Annotated in this window: 16 protein-coding genes; 9 read left to right on the forward strand and 7 right to left on the reverse strand. The window is 59.4% G+C overall.

All coding sequences use genetic code 11. The features are described 5' to 3' along the window. Nucleotide 1: 1 nt before the first annotated feature. From CC94_RS0105135 to CC94_RS0105175, 9 genes are all read left to right on the forward strand, one after another. A complete protein-coding gene (locus CC94_RS0105135; RefSeq protein ID WP_005374546.1) occupies nucleotides 2-2,713 on the forward strand; it encodes a sensor histidine kinase in 2,712 nt (903 codons plus the stop codon). After that, nucleotides 2,710-3,417, forward strand: coding sequence for a response regulator (locus CC94_RS0105140; RefSeq protein ID WP_005374547.1), 708 nt, complete (start codon nucleotides 2,710-2,712; stop codon nucleotides 3,415-3,417). The genes CC94_RS0105135 and CC94_RS0105140 overlap by 4 nt, the downstream gene beginning before the upstream one ends. Before the next feature lie 463 nt (nucleotides 3,418-3,880). Beyond that, a complete protein-coding gene (locus CC94_RS0105145; protein ID WP_005374549.1) occupies nucleotides 3,881-5,455 on the forward strand; it encodes a cation:proton antiporter family protein in 1,575 nt (524 codons plus the stop codon). Nucleotides 5,456-6,089: 634 nt separating this feature from the next. Continuing rightward, nucleotides 6,090-6,920 (forward strand): energy transducer TonB, encoded by an 831-nt coding sequence (locus CC94_RS0105150; RefSeq protein ID WP_005374550.1) that lies wholly within the window; start codon nucleotides 6,090-6,092, stop codon nucleotides 6,918-6,920. Between the two features lie 10 nt (nucleotides 6,921-6,930). Further along, nucleotides 6,931-7,704, forward strand: a complete 774-nt coding sequence (locus CC94_RS0105155; RefSeq protein ID WP_005374551.1) for a MotA/TolQ/ExbB proton channel family protein — start codon at nucleotides 6,931-6,933, stop codon at nucleotides 7,702-7,704. Beyond that, nucleotides 7,704-8,111 (forward strand): ExbD/TolR family protein, encoded by a 408-nt coding sequence (locus CC94_RS0105160; RefSeq protein WP_005374552.1) that lies wholly within the window; start codon nucleotides 7,704-7,706, stop codon nucleotides 8,109-8,111. Before CC94_RS0105155 ends, CC94_RS0105160 begins: the two co-directional genes overlap by 1 nt. Before the next feature lie 47 nt (nucleotides 8,112-8,158). Continuing rightward, complete coding sequence (locus CC94_RS0105165) at nucleotides 8,159-9,052, forward strand: dienelactone hydrolase family protein (RefSeq protein WP_005374553.1); 894 nt, start codon at nucleotides 8,159-8,161, stop codon at nucleotides 9,050-9,052. 16 nt (nucleotides 9,053-9,068) lie between these two features. Further along, the gene (locus tag CC94_RS0105170) at nucleotides 9,069-9,785 is read left to right on the forward strand and encodes a cytochrome b/b6 domain-containing protein (RefSeq protein ID WP_005374554.1); all 717 of its coding nucleotides are present in this window, start codon (nucleotides 9,069-9,071) and stop codon (nucleotides 9,783-9,785) included. Nucleotides 9,786-9,879: 94 nt separating this feature from the next. Continuing rightward, nucleotides 9,880-10,347, forward strand: a complete 468-nt coding sequence (locus CC94_RS0105175) for a cytochrome c (protein WP_005374555.1) — start codon at nucleotides 9,880-9,882, stop codon at nucleotides 10,345-10,347. Nucleotides 10,348-10,625: 278 nt separating this feature from the next. Here CC94_RS0105175 and CC94_RS0105180 read toward each other — a convergent pair whose 3' ends face one another. The 7 genes from CC94_RS0105180 to cysT form a co-directional block, all read right to left on the reverse strand. After that, complete coding sequence (locus CC94_RS0105180; protein WP_031430038.1) at nucleotides 10,626-12,416, reverse strand: family 2A encapsulin nanocompartment cargo protein cysteine desulfurase; 1,791 nt, start codon at nucleotides 12,414-12,416, stop codon at nucleotides 10,626-10,628. Further along, a complete protein-coding gene (locus tag CC94_RS0105185) occupies nucleotides 12,400-13,332 on the reverse strand; it encodes a family 2A encapsulin nanocompartment shell protein (RefSeq protein WP_005374558.1) in 933 nt (310 codons plus the stop codon). Before CC94_RS0105185 ends, CC94_RS0105180 begins: the two co-directional genes overlap by 17 nt. A 47-nt stretch (nucleotides 13,333-13,379) precedes the next feature. Further along, the gene (gene epsC / locus CC94_RS0105190) at nucleotides 13,380-14,309 is read right to left on the reverse strand and encodes a serine O-acetyltransferase EpsC (RefSeq protein WP_245549411.1); all 930 of its coding nucleotides are present in this window, start codon (nucleotides 14,307-14,309) and stop codon (nucleotides 13,380-13,382) included. A 322-nt stretch (nucleotides 14,310-14,631) separates the two neighbouring features. Beyond that, nucleotides 14,632-15,531: a LysR substrate-binding domain-containing protein gene (locus CC94_RS0105195; protein ID WP_005374565.1), complete on the reverse strand. Its 900-nt coding sequence runs from the start codon at nucleotides 15,529-15,531 to the stop codon at nucleotides 14,632-14,634. 281 nt (nucleotides 15,532-15,812) lie between these two features. Then, nucleotides 15,813-16,862, reverse strand: a complete 1,050-nt coding sequence (locus CC94_RS0105200; protein WP_005374566.1) for a sulfate/molybdate ABC transporter ATP-binding protein — start codon at nucleotides 16,860-16,862, stop codon at nucleotides 15,813-15,815. Nucleotides 16,863-16,972: 110 nt separating this feature from the next. Then, nucleotides 16,973-17,830, reverse strand: a complete 858-nt coding sequence (cysW, locus tag CC94_RS0105205; protein WP_005374567.1) for a sulfate ABC transporter permease subunit CysW — start codon at nucleotides 17,828-17,830, stop codon at nucleotides 16,973-16,975. Between the two features lie 12 nt (nucleotides 17,831-17,842). Continuing rightward, nucleotides 17,843-18,670: a sulfate ABC transporter permease subunit CysT gene (gene cysT / locus CC94_RS0105210; RefSeq protein ID WP_005374568.1), complete on the reverse strand. Its 828-nt coding sequence runs from the start codon at nucleotides 18,668-18,670 to the stop codon at nucleotides 17,843-17,845. Nucleotides 18,671-18,959 lie beyond the last annotated feature (289 nt).

The following is an 18,959-nucleotide window of genomic DNA, read 5'->3' on the forward strand; positions in this document are numbered from 1 at the left end:
CGTGCGTGAACTGGACCCCGAATTCTTCTCGGCCCACGCGAACCGGACGGAGATCCGCAAGCGCCGCGGGCGCCTGAAGATTTTTTTCGGCGCGGTGGCGGGCGTCGGCAAAACCTTCACCATGCTTGAAGTCGCCCGGGCCCACCAGGCCGAGGGCTGCGAAGTGGTGGCGGGCCTGGTGGAAACCCGCGGCCGCGCCGATACGGCGGCGCAATTGCAGGGGCTGGAGCTGCTCCCTCCGCAGATCAGATACCATCAAGGGACCAGGCGCGCGGAGTTCGACCTGGACGCCGCGCTGGCACGCCATCCGGATCTGATCCTGGTGGACGATCTGGCCCATACCAACCTGCCCGGTTCGCGCCATCCCAAGCGCTGGCAGGATATTCGGGAATTGCTGGACGGCGGCATCGACGTCTATACCACCCTGAACGTACAACATCTGGAAAGCCTGCACGAGGATGTCGGACGCTTCGCCGGAATCCGGGTGTGGGAAACGGTGCCCGATACCGTTTTCGAGGAAGCCGACGAGGTGGAACTGGTGGACCTGCCGCCGGACGACATTCTGGCGCGATTGCACGAGGGCAAGATTTACCCGCCCGAAAAGGCCGAACGCGCCCTGCTCAATCTTTTCCGCAAAGGAAATCTGATCGCGCTGCGCGAGCTGGCGCTGCGCCGCACCGCCGAATGGGTGAGCACGCAATTGCGGGAGTATCGGCAGGCCTACGCCATACGCGAGGTCTGGAACGTCGACGAGCGGATACTGGTCTGCGTGGCGCCCGACGCGCGGGCCAAGCGTCTGGTGCGCGCGGCGAAACGGCTGGCGGCCAGTTTGCACGCCGACTGGCTGGCGCTTTATGTCGAGACGCCCGCATTGCAGCGCCTCTCCGCCCGGCGCCGGGATGGAGTGCTGAAAGCCTTGCGCCTGGCCGAACGGCTGGGTGCGGAAACGGTCACGCTGTCGGCCCCGGACATGGCCGAGGCGATCCTGACATTCGCGCACGAACACAATGTCAACAAGCTGGTCCTCGGCAAGCCGGGCCGCAAAGGCTGGCGCCGATGGTTTCTGGGATCGGTGGTCGACAGCCTCATCAGCCAGGCTCACGACCTCAACTTCTATCTGCTCGGCGACGAAGAAACGCCGCGCTTGCAATCCAGCGCCCCATCGCCGAGCAAATCCTTCGACCGCCAACTTGTCGAACATAAGTACGGGCATTGGCTGTGGAGCCTCGCCATTCCGTTGCTCCTGACGGCGATCGAATGGCCTTTCCGCGACCTCCTCACGCCCGCCAACATCCTGATGTTTTATCTGCTGGGCGTTTTTTTCGTAGCCATACGGTTCGGCTTTTGGCCGTCGATCCTGGCATCCCTGGCCAACGCCGCCGCCTTCGCCTATTTCTTCGCACCGCCGATTTTTTCCTTCGCCATCGCCGAGCCGGAAAACCTGGCCGGGCTGGCGGTCACCCTGGTCATTGGCGCGGTGACCGGCAATCTGGCGGAAAACGTCCGCCACCAGGCGCGCGTGGCGGAATCCAGGGAACGGCGGGCATCGGCCCTGCACCGGCTCAGCAAGGGCCTGGCCGAAGCCCGTTCGGAACGGGAAATCACCGAAATCGGCGTCTACCATATCCATGCCCAGTTCGGCGGCCGCAACACCTTCCTGTTTCCCGACCGCAACGGCCGGCTGCACTATCCGAACGAACCGCCGCTGGCCATTTCCCTGCGCGGCGCCGATCTGGATGTAGCCCGTTGGGTCTTCGAGCACGGCCAGCTGGCCGGCCGCGGCACCGATACCCTACCCGACGCCCCGGCGGTGTACCTGCCCCTCAACGGATCGACCGGGACCATCGGCGTGCTCGCGCTCGAACCCGTCGAACTGCGGCGGATCTTTCTCCCCGAACCCTATCAGCTCCTGAACACCTTCGTGAACCAGATCGTACATACGCTCGAAAGAGCGAATATGGCGGAACACGCCAAGGAGGCGACCTTGAAAATGCAGGCGGAAGCCCTGCGAAACTCGCTGCTCAGCAGTATTTCCCATGATCTCAGAACCCCGCTGGCTACCATCGTGGGCGCCGCCAGCACGCTCGAAACGGATGCGGCACGCCTGGAGGAAAGCAGCAAGCGAAAACTGGTGAGCGCAATCAGCGAGGAAGCCCGGCGCATGTCGGACCTGACCAGCAAAATTCTGGAAATGGCGCGCCTCGAAGCCGGCGAAGTGCGGCTCAACCGGCAGTGGTACGCGCCCGAGGAAATCGTGGGCAGCGCCTTGCGCCGGCTCGACAAAAAACTTAAGGCGAGGCGGATCAATGTCCGGATGGCGGACGGCCCGGCGCTGATCCATGTCGACGCCGTACTGCTGCAGCAAGTTCTGGTGAACCTGCTGGACAATGCCGACAAATACTCTCCCCCGGAACTGCCCATCGATATTACGATCGAATCCGCACCGTCCGGCGTGTCGATCGCCGTGGCAGACCGGGGCCCCGGCATTCCCGAGGGCCTGGAGCAAAAAATCTTCGACAAGTTTTTCCGGGTCCACGCCGAAAGCGCGCAAAGCGGCGTCGGCCTGGGGCTTTCCATTTGCCGGGCCGTCGTCGAAGCCCACGGCGGCACGATCCGGGCAAGCCAGCGCAGCGGCGGCGGAACAGTGGTGCAGTTGCATCTGCCTATGCTGGAACGCCCGCCCACCATCGACCTCGAAGAAAAAACTTTATGAAAACGGCCGGACCCTTGCTTCTGCTCATCGAAGACGATCCGCAGTTTCGGCTGCTGCTGAGCACCACGCTGGAAAGCCAGGATTATTCGGTGCTCGCCGTTCCAACCGGACGGGAGGGCTTGACCGCCGCACGCCATCAGAAACCGGCGCTGCTGATACTCGACCTGGGACTGCCGGATATCGACGGCCAGGAAGTCATCCGCCGCCTGCGCAAGCTATCCGAAGTACCCATCATCGTGCTCTCGGCCCGCAACCAGGAAGGCGATATCACCCAGGCGCTGGACAACGGCGCCGACGATTACCTGACCAAGCCGTTCGGCACAGCCGAACTGATGTCCCGAATCAAGGCCCTGCTCCGGCGTACCGCCAGGGCGCCCGGCGGCAGTGCTCAGGAATCTTTCCAGGTCGGCGAACTGAAAATCGAACTAACCAAACGCCGGGTTTACGTGGGCGAGCGCGAAGTGCATCTGACCCCGATCGAATTCCGCCTGCTCGACGTACTGGTCCGCAACGCCGGATTCGTGGTCACCCACCGGCAACTGCTCGAAAAAGTCTGGGGGCCTTCCCATGTCGACCACAGCCACTATCTGCGCATTTATATGGGACAACTGCGCCACAAGATCGAATCCGACCCGGCCCAGCCCCGCTATCTGCTGACCGAAGCCGGCGTGGGTTACCGGCTGGATGAAGGGGAAATCCCGTGAAGCGGCAAAGCCGCTGGTTATGAGCCGGTTATACGCCTATGCACTCGGATACGCATGCTCTTTTTAAATTTTTCTACGACTTGAATGCCGCTAACTTAGCCCGCTACCGCTCTATGGCGATTGAACGGGCGCTATTGCCGCCTGAGGCGTTTTTCACGCGATATTTCTATTGGGTAGCCTACAACAGCTTGTATTGGAAAAGGCGATTTTGCAAAATTTAGGCTGATTCGACCCCTAAGCTATATGTTATTCTTAAGGTATTAACAACAAAAAATTTGAGCGGAAAGTGATTTTTTATTCAAAATTGACTTTTCAACCCACTCAAACAAAAAACCGGCATCCGGCCTTCGCTCAAGTTCCAAGTAATTGGCCGTCAACATAAATCAGCCGCAAGTTCTCGGTAAACGAAAGTCTAAATTTTAAATTTGTTTGAATTGCTCGGATAGAACAGGACAATTAACACATGATAGAAATAGAATTAGTTTGGGTCGGCACGGCTTTTCTTGCCGGTCTGGTCGCCAGTCGTTTAGCTTTCCCGCCGCTGGTCGGGTATTTGGCCGCCGGCTATATCCTGCACGCATTCGGCGTCGAGTCTGCTGAAACCCTGACGCATCTGGCCGACATCGGCATCGAGCTCTTGCTGTTTACGGTAGGCCTGAAGATTAATGTGCGCTCCCTGCTGCGGCAGGAAGTGTTGAGCGTCGGCGGTTTGCATTTGGTGATTGTCACCGGCGTTTCCGGGATTTCTTTTCTGCTCGGAGGGGATGAGGCGATCGTTGACGTGATACTGGGCGCGAGCCTCGCTTTTTCCAGTACCGTACTGGCGATCAAGGTCTTGGAAGACAACGGCGAACTGACTTCATTGCACGGCCGGGACGTCATCAGCATTCTGATTCTGCAGGATGTCGTGGCGATGGTATTGCTCGCTTTTGCCGACGACAGGCCGTTCTCGTATTGGGCGTTCGCCTTATTGCCGCTGCCGCTGCTGCGCCCCTGGGCGCATCGATTGCTCGCCTTCTGCCAGGCCGATGAGCTGAGGTTGCTGCTGGGCTTTTCTTTCGCGCTAACCGGCGGCCTGGTAGCAGAAAAAGTCGGCGTTTCGCCCGATATCGGCGCCTTGCTGATGGGCGTCATGTTGTCCTCCCATCCTCAAACCAACAACCTTTCGGAGAAACTCTGGAGTCTCAAGGAAATCTTTCTCGTCGCTTTTTTTCTGCAAATCGGCCTGGCCGACTTACCGAATCCTGCGCAATTCCTGTACGCGGTCGGGCTGCTGGGACTGTTGCCGTTGCAGGGCCTCTTATTCTTCGCGTTGTTTTTGCTGGCCGGCTTGCGTTCCCGCACCGCCTTTATCTCGACACTCGCGCTGATGACTTACAGCGAGTTCGCGCTGATCGTCACCGACGCGATGGTGAAAGCGAATCTGCTGGTGCCGGAATGGAATTCCACCATCGCCCTGGCGGTGGCCGGATCGCTGGCGCTCGTGGCGCCGTTGAACCGCAACTCGCATGAGCTGTTTTCACGCTACGAACCGCTGCTGGCCCGTTTCGAAAAAAAAGCCCGGCTTCTGGGGCGACTGCCCGAGCATCCGGACCGGTTGCCCGAGTCCATCGGCGTAGCGGAATGGCTGGTCATGGGCATGGGGCGTACCGGCCTGTCGGCCTATCTGGCTTTGTCCCGACGGGAAAAGCGGGTCCTCGGCCTGGATGACGATCCGACCGTTCTGGAAAGCCTGCTAGCCGAAAAGCGGCGCGTCATCTACGGGGATGCCGAAGATCCGGAGCTCTGGTCGGGACTGCCGCTGGACCGGGTGAAAGGCATCATTCTGGCCCTGCCCGAATTTGATGCGCGCTGCTCGGCGGTGCGCCTGCTCAGAAAAAGAGGTTACCAAGGACAGATAGGTACAATTTGCTATCATCCCGAAGAGAAACAGCAATTGGGACTGCTCGGCGCGGATTTTATGATTCATCCGCTGGTCGAAGCCGGAAACCAGTTAGCCCGGCAGATACTTGGCGAAAAAGGGGAATCTCCCGAATAACAGGAAGCCTCGCCTTGCGCCGCCCGTTGAATTCGGCGCTTGCTTTTGTGGCGAGTCCGGCGGGGATTGATGCGTTCCCGTTCATCCTGGCCGGACGGGCACCGGCCGGGGCCGTAAAGGTACCGGCTCGCTATTCACCGTTCAGGACCGCAAACAGCCTTGATGTATCGGGTATGCCATCGAGGATAAACGAAATTTACAAGCCCTCCCTTCCGTTACGGCTCCCCAAAGCCGCCTGCTGAACTAGCAACACCCCGTCAGCAGCGAGCAAGGCAAAATTGATGCTCAACGAGCAGCCTCCGGTTTTTCCTTGCCCCCGAACCCTCCACTCCCGGCCCCGACGGCTCATCGGGGCGCCCTAAAAAAACCCCTTAAACAACAAGTCATTAGAAATTATTCGACAGCGTGCGGCGTTCATCAAACCAAGCTGGCACGGCTTGTGCTTGATACGTTAAACGGAACGCACGCGTCCAGGCCGGCAGGCAAACGGATAAACGGCGTTTTCATTTTGTGTTTGCGCAAGCGATTCAGCCTGGCCGAATCGCTTGCGGGCAAGGCTCCACTCGTCCGACATCCGCCAAAAATAGGCGAGAGTGGAATCCCTGTGCAACGGTCACTCAACGGGAACATCGCAATGAGCAGTCCTTTACCTTTTACCTCTTCATTTGCCTCGGCCACCCCCTCGCTGGATTGGCAGGCGGACGGCGCGGCTTCTCTAAAATCCTCCGCCGCAGAGTTCGCGCCGGCACCGCTCGGCAAAGCACTGGCCGATTTCAAATACACCGGCGAAGACCACGACCGCAAGCTGCTCGATTACCTGCTGCTGGGCATGCTGTCGATCGCGATCCACACCGGCTTTGTCCGGCATTTCGACGGCGCCGCGCTTGAACAGGAAATCATCGAACCGGTCAAGCTGGTGCCGAAAGTCCAGATCACGCTGGCAAGGCCCCAGCCGAAACCGGTAGCCCCGCCGCCTCCGCCGGTCGAGAAACCGAAGCCGCCGGTTGCCAAACCCAAACCGCCCGTCAAAAAAGTGGTGCCGCTGAAACCGCAGAAACCCAGGCCGACGCCGAAAACGGTCGAGCCGGCCCCGGCTCCGCAGCCCACTCCGGTGATTACCAACGCGCCGCCCGCGCCGGTCCAGGCGCCTCCGGCACCGCCGGCTCCGGTCGTGCAGGAAAAGATCACCGCACCGACCGCCGGCGCGGATTACCTGCACAACCCGCCGCCGAAATATCCCGAAATCGCGATGGAACGCGGCCTGGAAGGCAAGGTGCTGATGAAGGTGCATGTGCTGCCGAACGGCAAGCCGGACAGCATTACCGTAGTCAAGTCCAGCGGCCAGAAGGTGCTGGACGATGCGGCCGTGAAAACCGTCCGCCAATGGTCTTTCGTCCCTGCCAAACGCGGCGATACGCCGATCGCCGGCTGGGTCACCGTTCCGATTACTTTCAACTTATCCTGAGGAGACTTCAATGTCCAATATACCTACCAGCCTGATTGTCGACGGCACTCTGAACACTTTGATCGGCGCGTCAGTCGTCACCTGGGCGCTGATCCTGATCAAGGGCATCCAGCATCTGCGGATCGCTTACCACAATCGCCGATACAGCAAGGAGTTCTGGAGCGCCCCGAACATTCAGGCGGCCGCCCATCTCGATCATCAAAAGGGCCCTGCCGCACGGGTCGCCGGAATCGGGTTTTCGACGCTGATCGAAACCGAGTCCGGCGCCTCCACGCACGACCTGGAACATACGTGGGACCGGCAGGAACTGCTGGATCGCCGCCTGCGCCAACAGATGCAGAAGGAGCGCGGCTCGCTGGAAAGCGGCCTGGCGATCCTGGCAACCATCGGCAGCATTTCGCCGTTCGTGGGCCTGTTCGGCACCGTCTGGGGCATCATGGGCGCACTGACCAATATCAGCAAAACCGGTTCGGCCAGCCTGGAAGTGGTGGCCGGCCCGATCGGCGAAGCATTGATCGCGACCGCGGTCGGCATCGCGGTCGCAGTTCCTGCCGTGGTCGGCTACAACTTTTTCATCCGCCGGAACAAAGTGGTTTGGGCTTTCCTGGACGACTTCGCGATCGATTTCGTGCATCTGGCGCTAAAAGCTTCGTTCATTATCGAGCGCGCGGGCGGCAAACCGGCGAATGCCGCACGCTTGACAGAAATTAGCGGCGGCAAAAAAACAGCCGCTCCTCGCGCCCCTCATGAAGAACTGACCGCAGCGAAGGAGGCGCACGCCTGATGGCCTTTAAAACCCAAGAAGACGACGGCGACGTACTGGGCGAAATCAACGTCACCCCGCTGGTCGACGTGATGCTGGTGCTGCTGGTCGTATTTATCGTGACCGCGCCGCTGTTGACTAACGCGGTGCACGTAAACCTTCCGAAAACCGCCGAGACCGCGCCGCCCGAAGAAAAAGCGCCGGTTTACCTCAGCGTGGACGCGCAAGGCAAAGTGTTCATCGACAAGCGGGAAATCGCAATCGACGCGGTCGAAAATGAATTGAAGACCCGCCAGGCCGCCGACCCCGAACTGGCGTTGAACCTGAATGCGGACGAGGGCGTACAGTACGGCGTCGTCGCGAAAGTCATGGCCGCGATCGAACGCGCCGGCATCACCAAACTGTCGGTGCTGACCGCGCCGAGTTAAAGCCGCGTACCCTACGAACTCACCCGATATCGCAAGGAGACTTTTTTATGGCTCGCAAAACGGCCAAAGACTTCCACCCGGAAGCGCTGCAACTCTTCGACAAATATGTCCACGGCGAAATCTCGCGCCGGGATTTCCTGTCTTCCGTACCGAAATACGCCCTCCTGGGCCTGAGCGCCGAAGCGCTGCTGGAAGCGTTGAATCCGCGCTTCGCCCAGGCGCAGCAGGTCTCGAACGACGATCCGCGCCTTATCACCCGCATCGTCGAATTCCCGTCGCCGCACGGCAACGGCAAAGTGCACGGCTATCTGGCCCAGCCGGCCAGGATCGAAGGCAAGCTGCCGATCGTGCTGGTGGTTCACGAAAACCGGGGCCTGAACCCGCACATCGAAGACATCGCCCGCCGGCTGGCGCTGGACAATTTCATCGCCTTCGCCCCGGACGCCTTGTACACCCTGGGCGGCTATCCGGGCGACGAGGACAAGGCCCGGGAACTGTTCAAAAACCTGGGCAAAGCCAAGACCCAGGCCGACTTCCTGGCCGCGGCCCAGGCCTTGAAAAAACTGCCGGACGGCAACGGCAAGATCGGCGCGGTCGGATTCTGCTACGGCGGCGGCATCGTCAATTACCTGGCGACTCAACTGCCCGACCTGGCGGCCGGCGTCCCGTTCTACGGCGCCCAACCGTCGGCCGAGGACGCGGCCAACATCAAGGCGCCGCTGCTGCTTCATTATGCCGGCGCCGACGAGCGGATCAACGCGGGCTGGCCGGCTTACGAGGCGGCATTGAAAAAAGCCGGCGTCAGCTACGAAGCCTTCATTTATCCCGGCGTGCAGCACGGCTTCAACAACGACACCACCCCGCGCTTCGACGCGGCGGCCGCGAAACTGGCCTGGGACCGAACCCTCGCCTTCTTCAACAAACATCTGCGCGCCGGCTAATCGTCAGGAGGAAACCATGAAAATCGAAACGCACGTTTGGGACTGGCCGCTCAGGCTGTTTCACTGGCTGCTGGTCGTCGCGGTCGTCGGCGTCTATGCCAGCGGCAAGGCCGGCGGCGAATGGACCGACTGGCACGGCCGTTTCGGCAGCCTGGTGCTGGGCCTTTTGGTATTCCGCCTGTTCTGGGGCTTCGTCGGCGGACGGCATGCCCGCTTCGCCAACTTCTTCCCTACCCTGCCGCGCCTGATCGCCTACTTCAAAGGCCGCTGGCAAGGCGCCGGCCATAATCCGGCTGGGGCGCTGGCGGTATTCGCGCTACTCGGCACCCTGGCCGCGCTGGCCGGCACCGGCCTGTTCGCAAACGACGACATCGCTTTCGAAGGACCGCTGTTCCACCTGATCGACAAGGATCTCAGCGACAAGCTCAGCGGCTGGCATATCCGGATCGTGAACCTGCTGGTCGGGCTGGTCGGGCTGCACCTCGTAGCCATCGCGTTTTACCAGCGCGTGAAACAAAACAACCTGATCCTGCCGATGCTGACCGGCAAAAAACAGCTGCCGGCGGCCTTGGCCCCGAGAACGGTTCAACCCGTGCGGCTTCTGCCCCTGGCCTTCAGCCTGCTAGTCGCGGCCTCGACGGTCTGGGGCGTTTGGGGCGGCAGCTTCGTCGATTATCTGGCGCCGCTGGCCGGGGTTCAAACCGCGTCCGCCGATGCGGAAACCTCGAACTGATTCATTCCATCGCGCCTCGACGCTTCGGCCGACCCGGCGCATTCCTTTCATTAACTCTCAATCCGTGACCCCTTTACCGCAAGGAGCTTTATTCATGAAAAAACCCCAACTGGCAATCGCGCTGGCATTCGGCGCCGTTACCGCCACCGCAGCGGCCGGAGACGTCGAAGACCAGATTCGCTTCCGTCAGTCTGCTTATTCTTTCCTGGGCTGGAACACCGCAAAGATCAAGGCGCAAGCTTCCGATCATCCGGATACTTTCAACAAGGACGAAGTCATCGCCGCCGCGAATGCGATCGCCGGCGTCGCCAATGCGGGCGTTTTCGAAAAACTGTACGGCCCTGGCACCGACAAAGGCACCGGCTGGAAGCCGAGCCGGCTGAAACCCGAGTTTTTCGAAAAGCAGGACGAAGCCAAGGAAATCAACGCCACCTTCATCAAGGAGGCGAACGAATTGCAGAAGGTGGCGGCCGGCGGCGATCCCGCCGCGATCAAGGCGCAGTTCGGCAAGCTCGCCGCCGCCTGCAAAAGCTGCCACGACTTGATCCGTATCCGCCAATAATCCGCCCTAAAAAAATACCCGCTCCGGCTGGCGCCGGGCGGGTATCTCCTATTCTGGAAACGCCGAGCTTCGGGTATCCGTAGCCCGTAGCCCGTAGCCCGTAGGTTGGGTTAGCGTAGCGTAACCCAACACTTTCAGGCTTTGATATGTCGGGTTACGGCTAACGCCTAACCCAACCTACGGCTCTTGTAAGGCGGATTCGCCGGCAGGCAATCCGCCTCGCTTTGAAGGCTATTGGCGTTTTGCTATCGCGAAAACGCCCTACAGCTCTAGCTTCCTCAACGTCCCAGCGGAATATTTCCGCACTGTATCTTGCGCACGACCGTCGCCAGCCAGTCGATCTCGGCATAGGTGTTGTAGAACGCCAGCGACGGCCGGACCGTGCTTTCGAGCCCGAAACGGCGCAGGATCGGCTGCGCGCAGTGATGGCCGGAGCGGACCGCGATGCCTTCCTTGTTCAGCGCGGCGCCGATATCGGCAGTGCTGAGCCCTTTCAATACGAACGACAAGACGCTGGTTTTCTCGCGCGCTGTGCCGATCAGCCGCAAGCCGGGAATCCTCGACAACAGCTCGGTCGCATAGGCCAACAGCTCGTGCTCATAGCGGGCGATGTTGTCGATGCCGACCTTCTGTACATACTCCAGCGCGGCGCCGAGCCCCACCGCATCGGCGATGTTGCCAGTGCCGGCTTCGAAACGCGCGGGCGCGGGCTGGTACACGGTCTTCTCGAAAGTCACGTCCTCGATCATGTTGCCGCCGCCCTGCCAGGGCGGCATCGCTTCGAGCACCTCCGGCTTGCCGTACAAGGCGCCGATTCCGGTCGGACCATAGATTTTGTGTCCGGAAAACACGAACCAGTCGCAGTCGAGTTTTTGTACGTCGACCTTGATATGCGAGATCGACTGCGCGCCGTCGAGCAAGACCCTGGCCCCGGCACGATGAGCGAGTTCGATGATTTCCTGCGCCGGAGTGATCGTGCCAAGCGCGTTCGAAACTTGCGTGAAGGCGACCAGCTTGGTCTTTGCGTTCAGCAACTTCTGGTATTCCGACAACAGGATCTGTCCCGTCTCGTCGACCGGAATCACCCGCAAAACCGCGCCTTTTTCAGCGCACAACTGCTGCCAGGGTACGATGTTCGCATGATGTTCAAGCCAACTGACGATGATCTCGTCGCCCGGCCCGACATTCGCGCGGCCCCAGCTTTGCGCGACCAGATTGATCGCCTCGGTCGAACCGCGCGCGAACACCACCTCATCCGGCGAACTCGCGCCGATAAAGCGCGCGACGGTTTCCCGCGCGGCTTCGAAGGCGTCGGTCGAACGGGCTGCCAGTTCATGCGCGGCGCGGTGGATGTTCGAGTTTTCGTGCTGATAAAAATAACTCAGCCGGTCGATCACCACCTGCGGCTTCTGGGTCGTCGCCGCATTGTCGAACCATACCAAAGGGCGGCCGTTGACCTTTTCGTTCAGGATCGGAAAATCGCGGCGAATCGCCTGCACGTCGAACGGCGGATGCGCGGAGCCGAGACTCGGAGCGGCCGTATGCCGGGCGACGCTGGTCGCTTCTTCGAGAAAATAAAACGAAGAAACGCCGGACAAGCCGGGAGCGCCGCTCTTCGGCGACGCCAGGCTTTTCAGTTCGCCAACGCCCGGTAAGCCGAAATTTTCCGGCTTGACGCCGAACGACGACGAATCGCCGATCAGTCCGGCCAAGCCATGCGTCGCCGACGCATGCGGCACCGCATCCAGCCCTTCCGCATTCGCATATTGCTGAAAGTAATACGATGCGCCCGACGCCGCGGGTTCTGCGGTTCGACTCGGCGCCGCCAGTTCATGCAAGCCGCTTTCGTGCGGAACGCTGAACGACGGAGGCACTTTCGCATGCCCCGAAGACGGCGGAATATCGGTGATAGCCTCGGTGACCGGCTGGCTCACCGCCGGTTGCACGAAATGAGGACTTTCACCGGACGGCGGCGCCGCGAAAAATTCGTTCGCCCAGCGGCTCAGCTGCTCGACGTCCGGCAGGGGCGGCGCGTTGGTCAACTCATCCAGATCACTTCTTGTAGTCATACGCGTAGTCATAATAGTTGTCCACTTCGACGTTTTCGAGCAGGCCGAGCGCATCTTCGGTCAAGACGGCCAGCGAGCAGTACAACGAGACCAGATACGACGCGATCGCCTTATGGTTGATGCCCATGAAGCGCACCGACAGGCCCATGCTCAGTTCGTCGGTCAGGTTCGGCTGGTACAGGCCCACTACGCCCTGGCGGCTTTCGCCGGTGCGGAGCAGCAGGATGTTGGTCTTGCCGTTGGTGATGCGAAGCTTGTCGGTCGGGATCAATGGCAGTCCGCGCCAGGTCAGAAACTGCGAGCCGAACAGCGAAAGGGTCGGCGGCGGGGTGCCGCGGCGGGTCGCTTCGCGGCCGAACGCCGCGATCGCGCGCGGATGCGCCAGGAAAAACGCCGGCTCCTTCCAGACTTTGGCGATCAGTTCGTCCAGATCGTCCGGCGTCGGCGAGCCGTTGCGGGTCTTGACCTTCATCGAATCGGCGACGTTGTTCAACAGGCCGTATTCGGTATTGTTGATCAATTCGCTTTCCTGGCGCTCCTTAACCGTTTCGATGGTCAGGCGCAACTGCTCGCGGATCTGGTTGTGCGGGCTGCTGTACAAATCGGCGATACGGGTATGGACGTCCAGCACGGTATTGACCGCGTTCAGCCGGTATTCGCGGCCCCATTCCTCGTAATCGACGAAGGTTTGCGGCAGCACTTTTTCGTCGAGGCTGGAACAGTCCACCGCGAGGCTGGTTTCGTTCTTGACTTTGTTGACCCGGTAAATACCCGCTTCGACCGGCACCCACTGGAGCAGGTGCACCAGCCAGCGCGGCGTAATCGTCCCCATCATCGGGACGGTCTTGGTGGCATTGGAAAGCGTACGGGCGGCTACGTCGCCTAAAGCGGTATGGGCTTCATGAATATCGGACATCGGAGTTTTCCTCTTTTAGTGATTGAATATGAACAAGGGTTTACGCATTAGCCACTGTAAACCGGGGCTTCTTTTTTAGGTAGGATTTCACAGTGCGCGCGTGATTGAGTCACGATGCTGTCGGGCGCGACGCTTTCGGTCAGCCAGACATTGCCGCCGATCGTCGAACCCCGGCCGATCGTCACGCGGCCGAGGATCGTCGCGCCGGCATAAATCACCACATCGTCTTCGACGATCGGGTGGCGCGGGTAGTCTTTGGTCAAATGCCCGTCCGCGTCTTTTTCAAAGCGTTTCGCGCCGAGCGTCACCTGCTGATAAAGGCGCACATGACGGCCGATCACCGCCGTTTCGCCGATAACCACCCCGGTGCCGTGGTCGATGAAAAAGCTCTCGCCGATTTGGGCACCGGGATGAATATCGATGCCGGTCGCGGAGTGGGCGATTTCGGTGATCATGCGCGCGGTCAGACGGACGCCGAGTCCATACAGCACATGCGCGATACGCTGATGAATAATCGCGGTGACGCCCGGATAACAGACCAGCACCTCGTCGATGCTGCCGGCGGCGGGGTCGCCCTCATAGGCGGCCTGAATATCGCTGTCGATCAGACGGCGCAGCGCCGGAATCGTCACTGCGAAAGTGCGAGTAATCTCCGTTGCTTGCAGCAGAATCTCCTCGGCATCGGCACCGTCGCGGGCCATGAAATACAACTCGCGGCGAATCTGTTTCTGCAACTCCCTGAGCGTCACGTCCAGAGTATGGCCGACATAACTGTCGATGCCTTCGTCGGTCAGGTCGGGCAGCCCGAGACGATTCGGAAACATGGCCGCGCTGAGCCCGTCGATGATGGTAATCAGCACTTTGCGCGACGGCAGCTTCGGCGGCTTATTCAGGCGGGCGCGGCTTTCGAGCGAACGCAAACGCAAATCGCGCAGTTCCGCGACGAGGCTTTCAATTTCCAGGCGGTTTCCGTTCACATGGCTTTCCTTCATGTTGTTTCTTTGTCTCGCATGGATAAATAATTCGGGCCGATGGCGGCAGATTCCGCAAACCTGACTCCACTTTGGGGAATAACCCCCCGCAAAATTTTGGCCAAAAAAAAGCCAGTGACTCCTCATCGGAGTCACTGGCTTCCGGTTATCCGGTCAGCAGTTGACTTCCCATTACAATAATGCAAGCGCATCGAGTATGTCAATAAAAAAGATATATATATGCCAAAATTAGATATACACATTCCGACAAATCTCATCTAGTGCTTTCCGTCAGCAGAGATTTGCCAAGAATGAACCACCCCAACGCTTAGGATGTCCGGCCCGCCGCACGCAACAATTCATCGATGAAAAACCGGCAAAAAGTCGGCAAATACAACTGTTTCAAATAAGCGAAGCGGGTTACCGACGGCGGAATCAAATGGCCGAGGTCGCGCGCGATCAGATCCTCATCGGCCTGCGGCTCGATCGCGGTCGCCGCGATGATGCCGACCCCGAGACCGATCCGGACATAGGTTTTGATGATGTCCGAATCGGCCGCTTCCAGCGTGATGTCCAGACCGACATGGCCGTCAGCCACGGCTTTTTCGATATTCGACCGGCCGGTATAGCCCTTGCTGTAGGTCAAAATCGGAAAACGGGCCAGACGCTCCAGCGTAATCTCGCCTTCGGACAAAGGATGATCTTTCGGCATGACCGCGACATGATGCCATTCATAACACGGATTGATGATCAATTTGTCGTCGCTTTCATCCAGCTTTTCGGTGCAGATCGCGATGTCGGCCTGATGATGGTGCAGAAGGTCGATCAGATTGGTCGGCGAAGACTGCACGATGTAGATTTTGATGTTCGGATATTTCTCGCGGAATTTGCGGATCGGTTCCGGCAGAAAATATTTGGCCTGCGTGTGCGTGGTTGCAATATGCAATTCACCGTTGCGGTTATGCAAAAAATCTTCGGCGATCGTCTGGATATTGCGCTTGGACACATTGATCAGCGTGACTTCTTCCATGATCCGCTCGCCCAGCGGCGTCAGGCCGACCAATTTCTTGCCTTGACGCTCGAACACCGGCGCGCCGAGTTCGCCCTCCAGCAACTGTAACTGGCGGCTGACCGCCGACTGCACGACGAACATTTTCTCCGCCGCTTTCGATAGGTTGAAGTTGGTCTCCTGCAAAACCCGCAGGAGTTCGAGCTGATTCAGGTTCATGCTTTCCTTGACGTCAATTCAGCGATAGATTTTTGCAGAGAGCCGCGAGGCTTTGTCAACGTTCATTCCCGCTTCCACAAAAGGGGGGTTAACTCCATGTAGGGTACGCTGTGCGTACCTTTTAAAGCTTTTTCAGAGAGATTGCGGCCTTTTTATAAAGGTACGCACAGCGTACCCTACGGTTCTGCGACGGATTCTTCAAGGATTCGAAGTTTTGCCGTGCCTACCCCTTACATCAACCCGGACGGCATTGCACAAAGGTATGCACCGCACACATCCCCTTAATTGAACCAGTGCGCATGCCGAATCCTGAGCGCAACCCGGTCGCCTTTCGCGAGCTGCAACGCCTTGAACCGTTCGTTCGGCATTTGCGCATAGACGACCGGAGCCCGCTTGCCCTGCTCCCGCACCTCTCTCGCCAGTTCGACCCGAATCGCCGAACCCAGATGCTGCCAGTCCTTCAGGGTGAACGGCGAGGAAGACGCATCGGCGTTTTTTTCGATGTCGATGTCGTGCGGACGCACGTGCGCAATCAGCGCCTCCGGATCGTCCAGAACGATCCCCGCATGCTGCAGCCAGATTTTATCCTCATTGTCGAAATGAAACACATTGGTTTGACCGACGAATTTCGAGACGAATGCGTTGGCCGGATGGTCGTAAATCTCGCTCGGCGACCCTTGCTGCTCGATCCGTCCATGATTCAGCACCACGACCTGGCTGGCGACTTCCATCGCTTCCTCCTGATCGTGCGTGACGAAAATGCTGGTCACGTTCAATTCATGGTGCAGATTGCGGAGCCATTGCCTCAGGTCCTTGCGCACGCTCGCATCGAGCGCGCCGAACGGTTCGTCGAGCAGCAGGACCGAAGGCTCGACCGCCAGCGCGCGCGCCAGCGCGATCCGCTGCCGCTGGCCGCCGGAAAGCTGGTCCGGATAGCGGTCGTGCAGCCAGTCCAGTTGCACCAATTGCAGCAGCTCGTGCACTTTCCGGCGGATCATCGCTTCACCGGGGCGTTCCTTGCGCGGTTTGACGCGAAGCCCGAAAGCGATATTGTCGAACACGGTCATGTGCCGGAATAGCGCGTAATGCTGAAACACGAAACCGATGCCGCGATGGCTGGCGTGGTAGTCTGTCTTGTCTTCGCCGCTCAACAGCACGCGCCCCGAATCGGGCTGCTCCAGCCCGGCGATGATGCGCAGCAGCGTGGTCTTGCCGCAGCCGGACGGCCCCAATAAAGCGACCAGTTCGCCTTCCGGGATCTCCAGGTTGATATGATCCAGCGCGACGAAATCGCCGAATTTTTTGCTGATGTTGGAAAGTAGGATGCTCATGATTCGGGTTCAAAATTCAGTTTGTAGGTTGGGTTAGGCGTTAGCCGTAACCCAACACGCATGATCGACAACACGTTGGGTTACGCTATCGCTAACCCAACCTACACGACTTATCGCTTTTTCCATTCCAGCATGCTCTTCAAAATCAGCGTCACGATCGCAAGACCGGCCAGGATCGACGCGCTCGCGAACGCACCGACGAAATTGTATTCGTTGTAGCTGACCTCGACGTGCAGCGGCAGCGTATTGGTCAGGCCGCGGATATGTCCGGAAACGACCGACACCGCGCCGAACTCGCCCATCGCACGCGCATTGCAGAGCAAAATGCCGTACAGAAGCCCCCACTTGATGTTCGGCAGGGTGATCAGGAAAAAGGTTTTCCAGCCGCCGGCGCCCAAAGACAGGGCCGCCTCTTCCTCTTCGCTGCCCATCTCCTGCATCAAAGGGATCAGTTCGCGGGCGACGAACGGGAAAGTGATGAACAGCGTCGCCAAAATGATTCCGGGCACCGCAAAAATGATCTTGATGTCGTGCTCCGAGAGCCATTGGCCGAACCAGCCCTGCGCGCCGAACAGCAAGACGAAGATCAGGCCGGAAATGACCGGCGATACCGAAAACGGCAGATCGATCAAGGTGGTCAGCAGGCTTTTGCCCGGAAATTCGAAGCGGGTAATCGCCCAGGCGGCGGCAATGCCGAATACGGTATTCAACGGCACCGTCACCAGCGCGGTGAGCAGCGTCAATTTCATTGCCGCCTGCGCGTCGGGTTGCGCCAGCTCGGCCCCATAGGCCTGCCAGCCTTTCGCGAACGCTTCGACGAGCACGACCGCGAGCGGCAAACATAAAAACAAAAAGATAAAGCCGACCGTCACCGTGATCAGAGCCCACTTGACCCAGGACGGGTCGCCGAGGGAAATTTGTCGCCGGGCGCCCTGTTCGGCCAGTCCGGAAGAGGTGATCGCATTCATCCCATGATTCTCCTAGAGTTGGCCAGAGCGCTTGCGCACCCAGTATTGCAGCAGATTGATCACGAACAGCAGCAAAAACGAAACCACCAGCAAGGTCAGCGCGATCGCGGTCGCGCCGGCGTATTCGTATTGCTCCAGTTTGGTGATGATCATCAGCGGCACGATTTCGGAAACATACGGCAGATTGCCGGCGATAAAAATCACCGAACCGTATTCGCCGATCCCGCGCGCGAATGACAGCGCAAAGCCGGTCAGCAGGGCCGGAAACACGTTCGGGAAAATCACTTTTAAAAACACCTGCAGACGGGTCGCGCCGAGCGTCGAAGCGGCTTCTTCCATCGTCGCATCGAACTCCTGCAAGACCGGCTGCACGGTGCGCACCACGAACGGCAGCGCGATGAAGATCAGCGCAACCACGATTCCGGCCGGGGTATAGGCAATCTTGATGCCGAACGATTCGGAAGCCAGTCTGCCGAGAAAGCCGCCGGGCTGGTAGATCGTCGCCAGCACGATGCCGGCCACCGCGGTCGGCAGCGCGAACGGCAGATCGATCAGCGCATCGAGCACGCGCTTGCCCGGAAACGGATAGCGGACGAAGGTCCAGGCGATGATGAAGCCGAACAAGCTGGCAATGGCCGCGGCGATCAGCGAGGCCGCGAAGCTGACGCGAAAAGAGGCCAGCACCCGCTTGTTGGTGATGATGGCGAGATATTCATCCCAACTGAGCAAGAGGCTTTTGACGATCAGCGTGCTGAGCGGAATCAGCACGATCAGCCCCAGATAGAACAGGGTAAAGCCGAGAGCCGGACGAAAACCCGGCATGATGTGACTCTGTCTCATGAATTTTACGCTTTGGTGGTGGTGAGCATAAATCGGTATTCTCTAGAAGCCGTTACGGTCCCGTAGGGTACGCTGTGCGTACCTTGACATTGGCTAAAACTTGAATTTTTTAAACGGTACGCACAGCGTACCCTACAAAAAAAGAGCGTTGAATGCGTCCGTCCCTTGACTATCCAACGCCAACCACGAGAGGCATTCACCGTGGGATGACCCGATCGATGGCTCCGCACCGATCGTTGAGGAGGTTCTTCCTGGCCTTGCCGGAATCGGTATTTTCAAAACCGCCCGG

The organism is Methylomicrobium agile (genome assembly GCF_000733855.1).
Taxonomy (GTDB): Bacteria; Pseudomonadota; Gammaproteobacteria; order Methylococcales; family Methylomonadaceae; genus Methylomicrobium; species Methylomicrobium agile.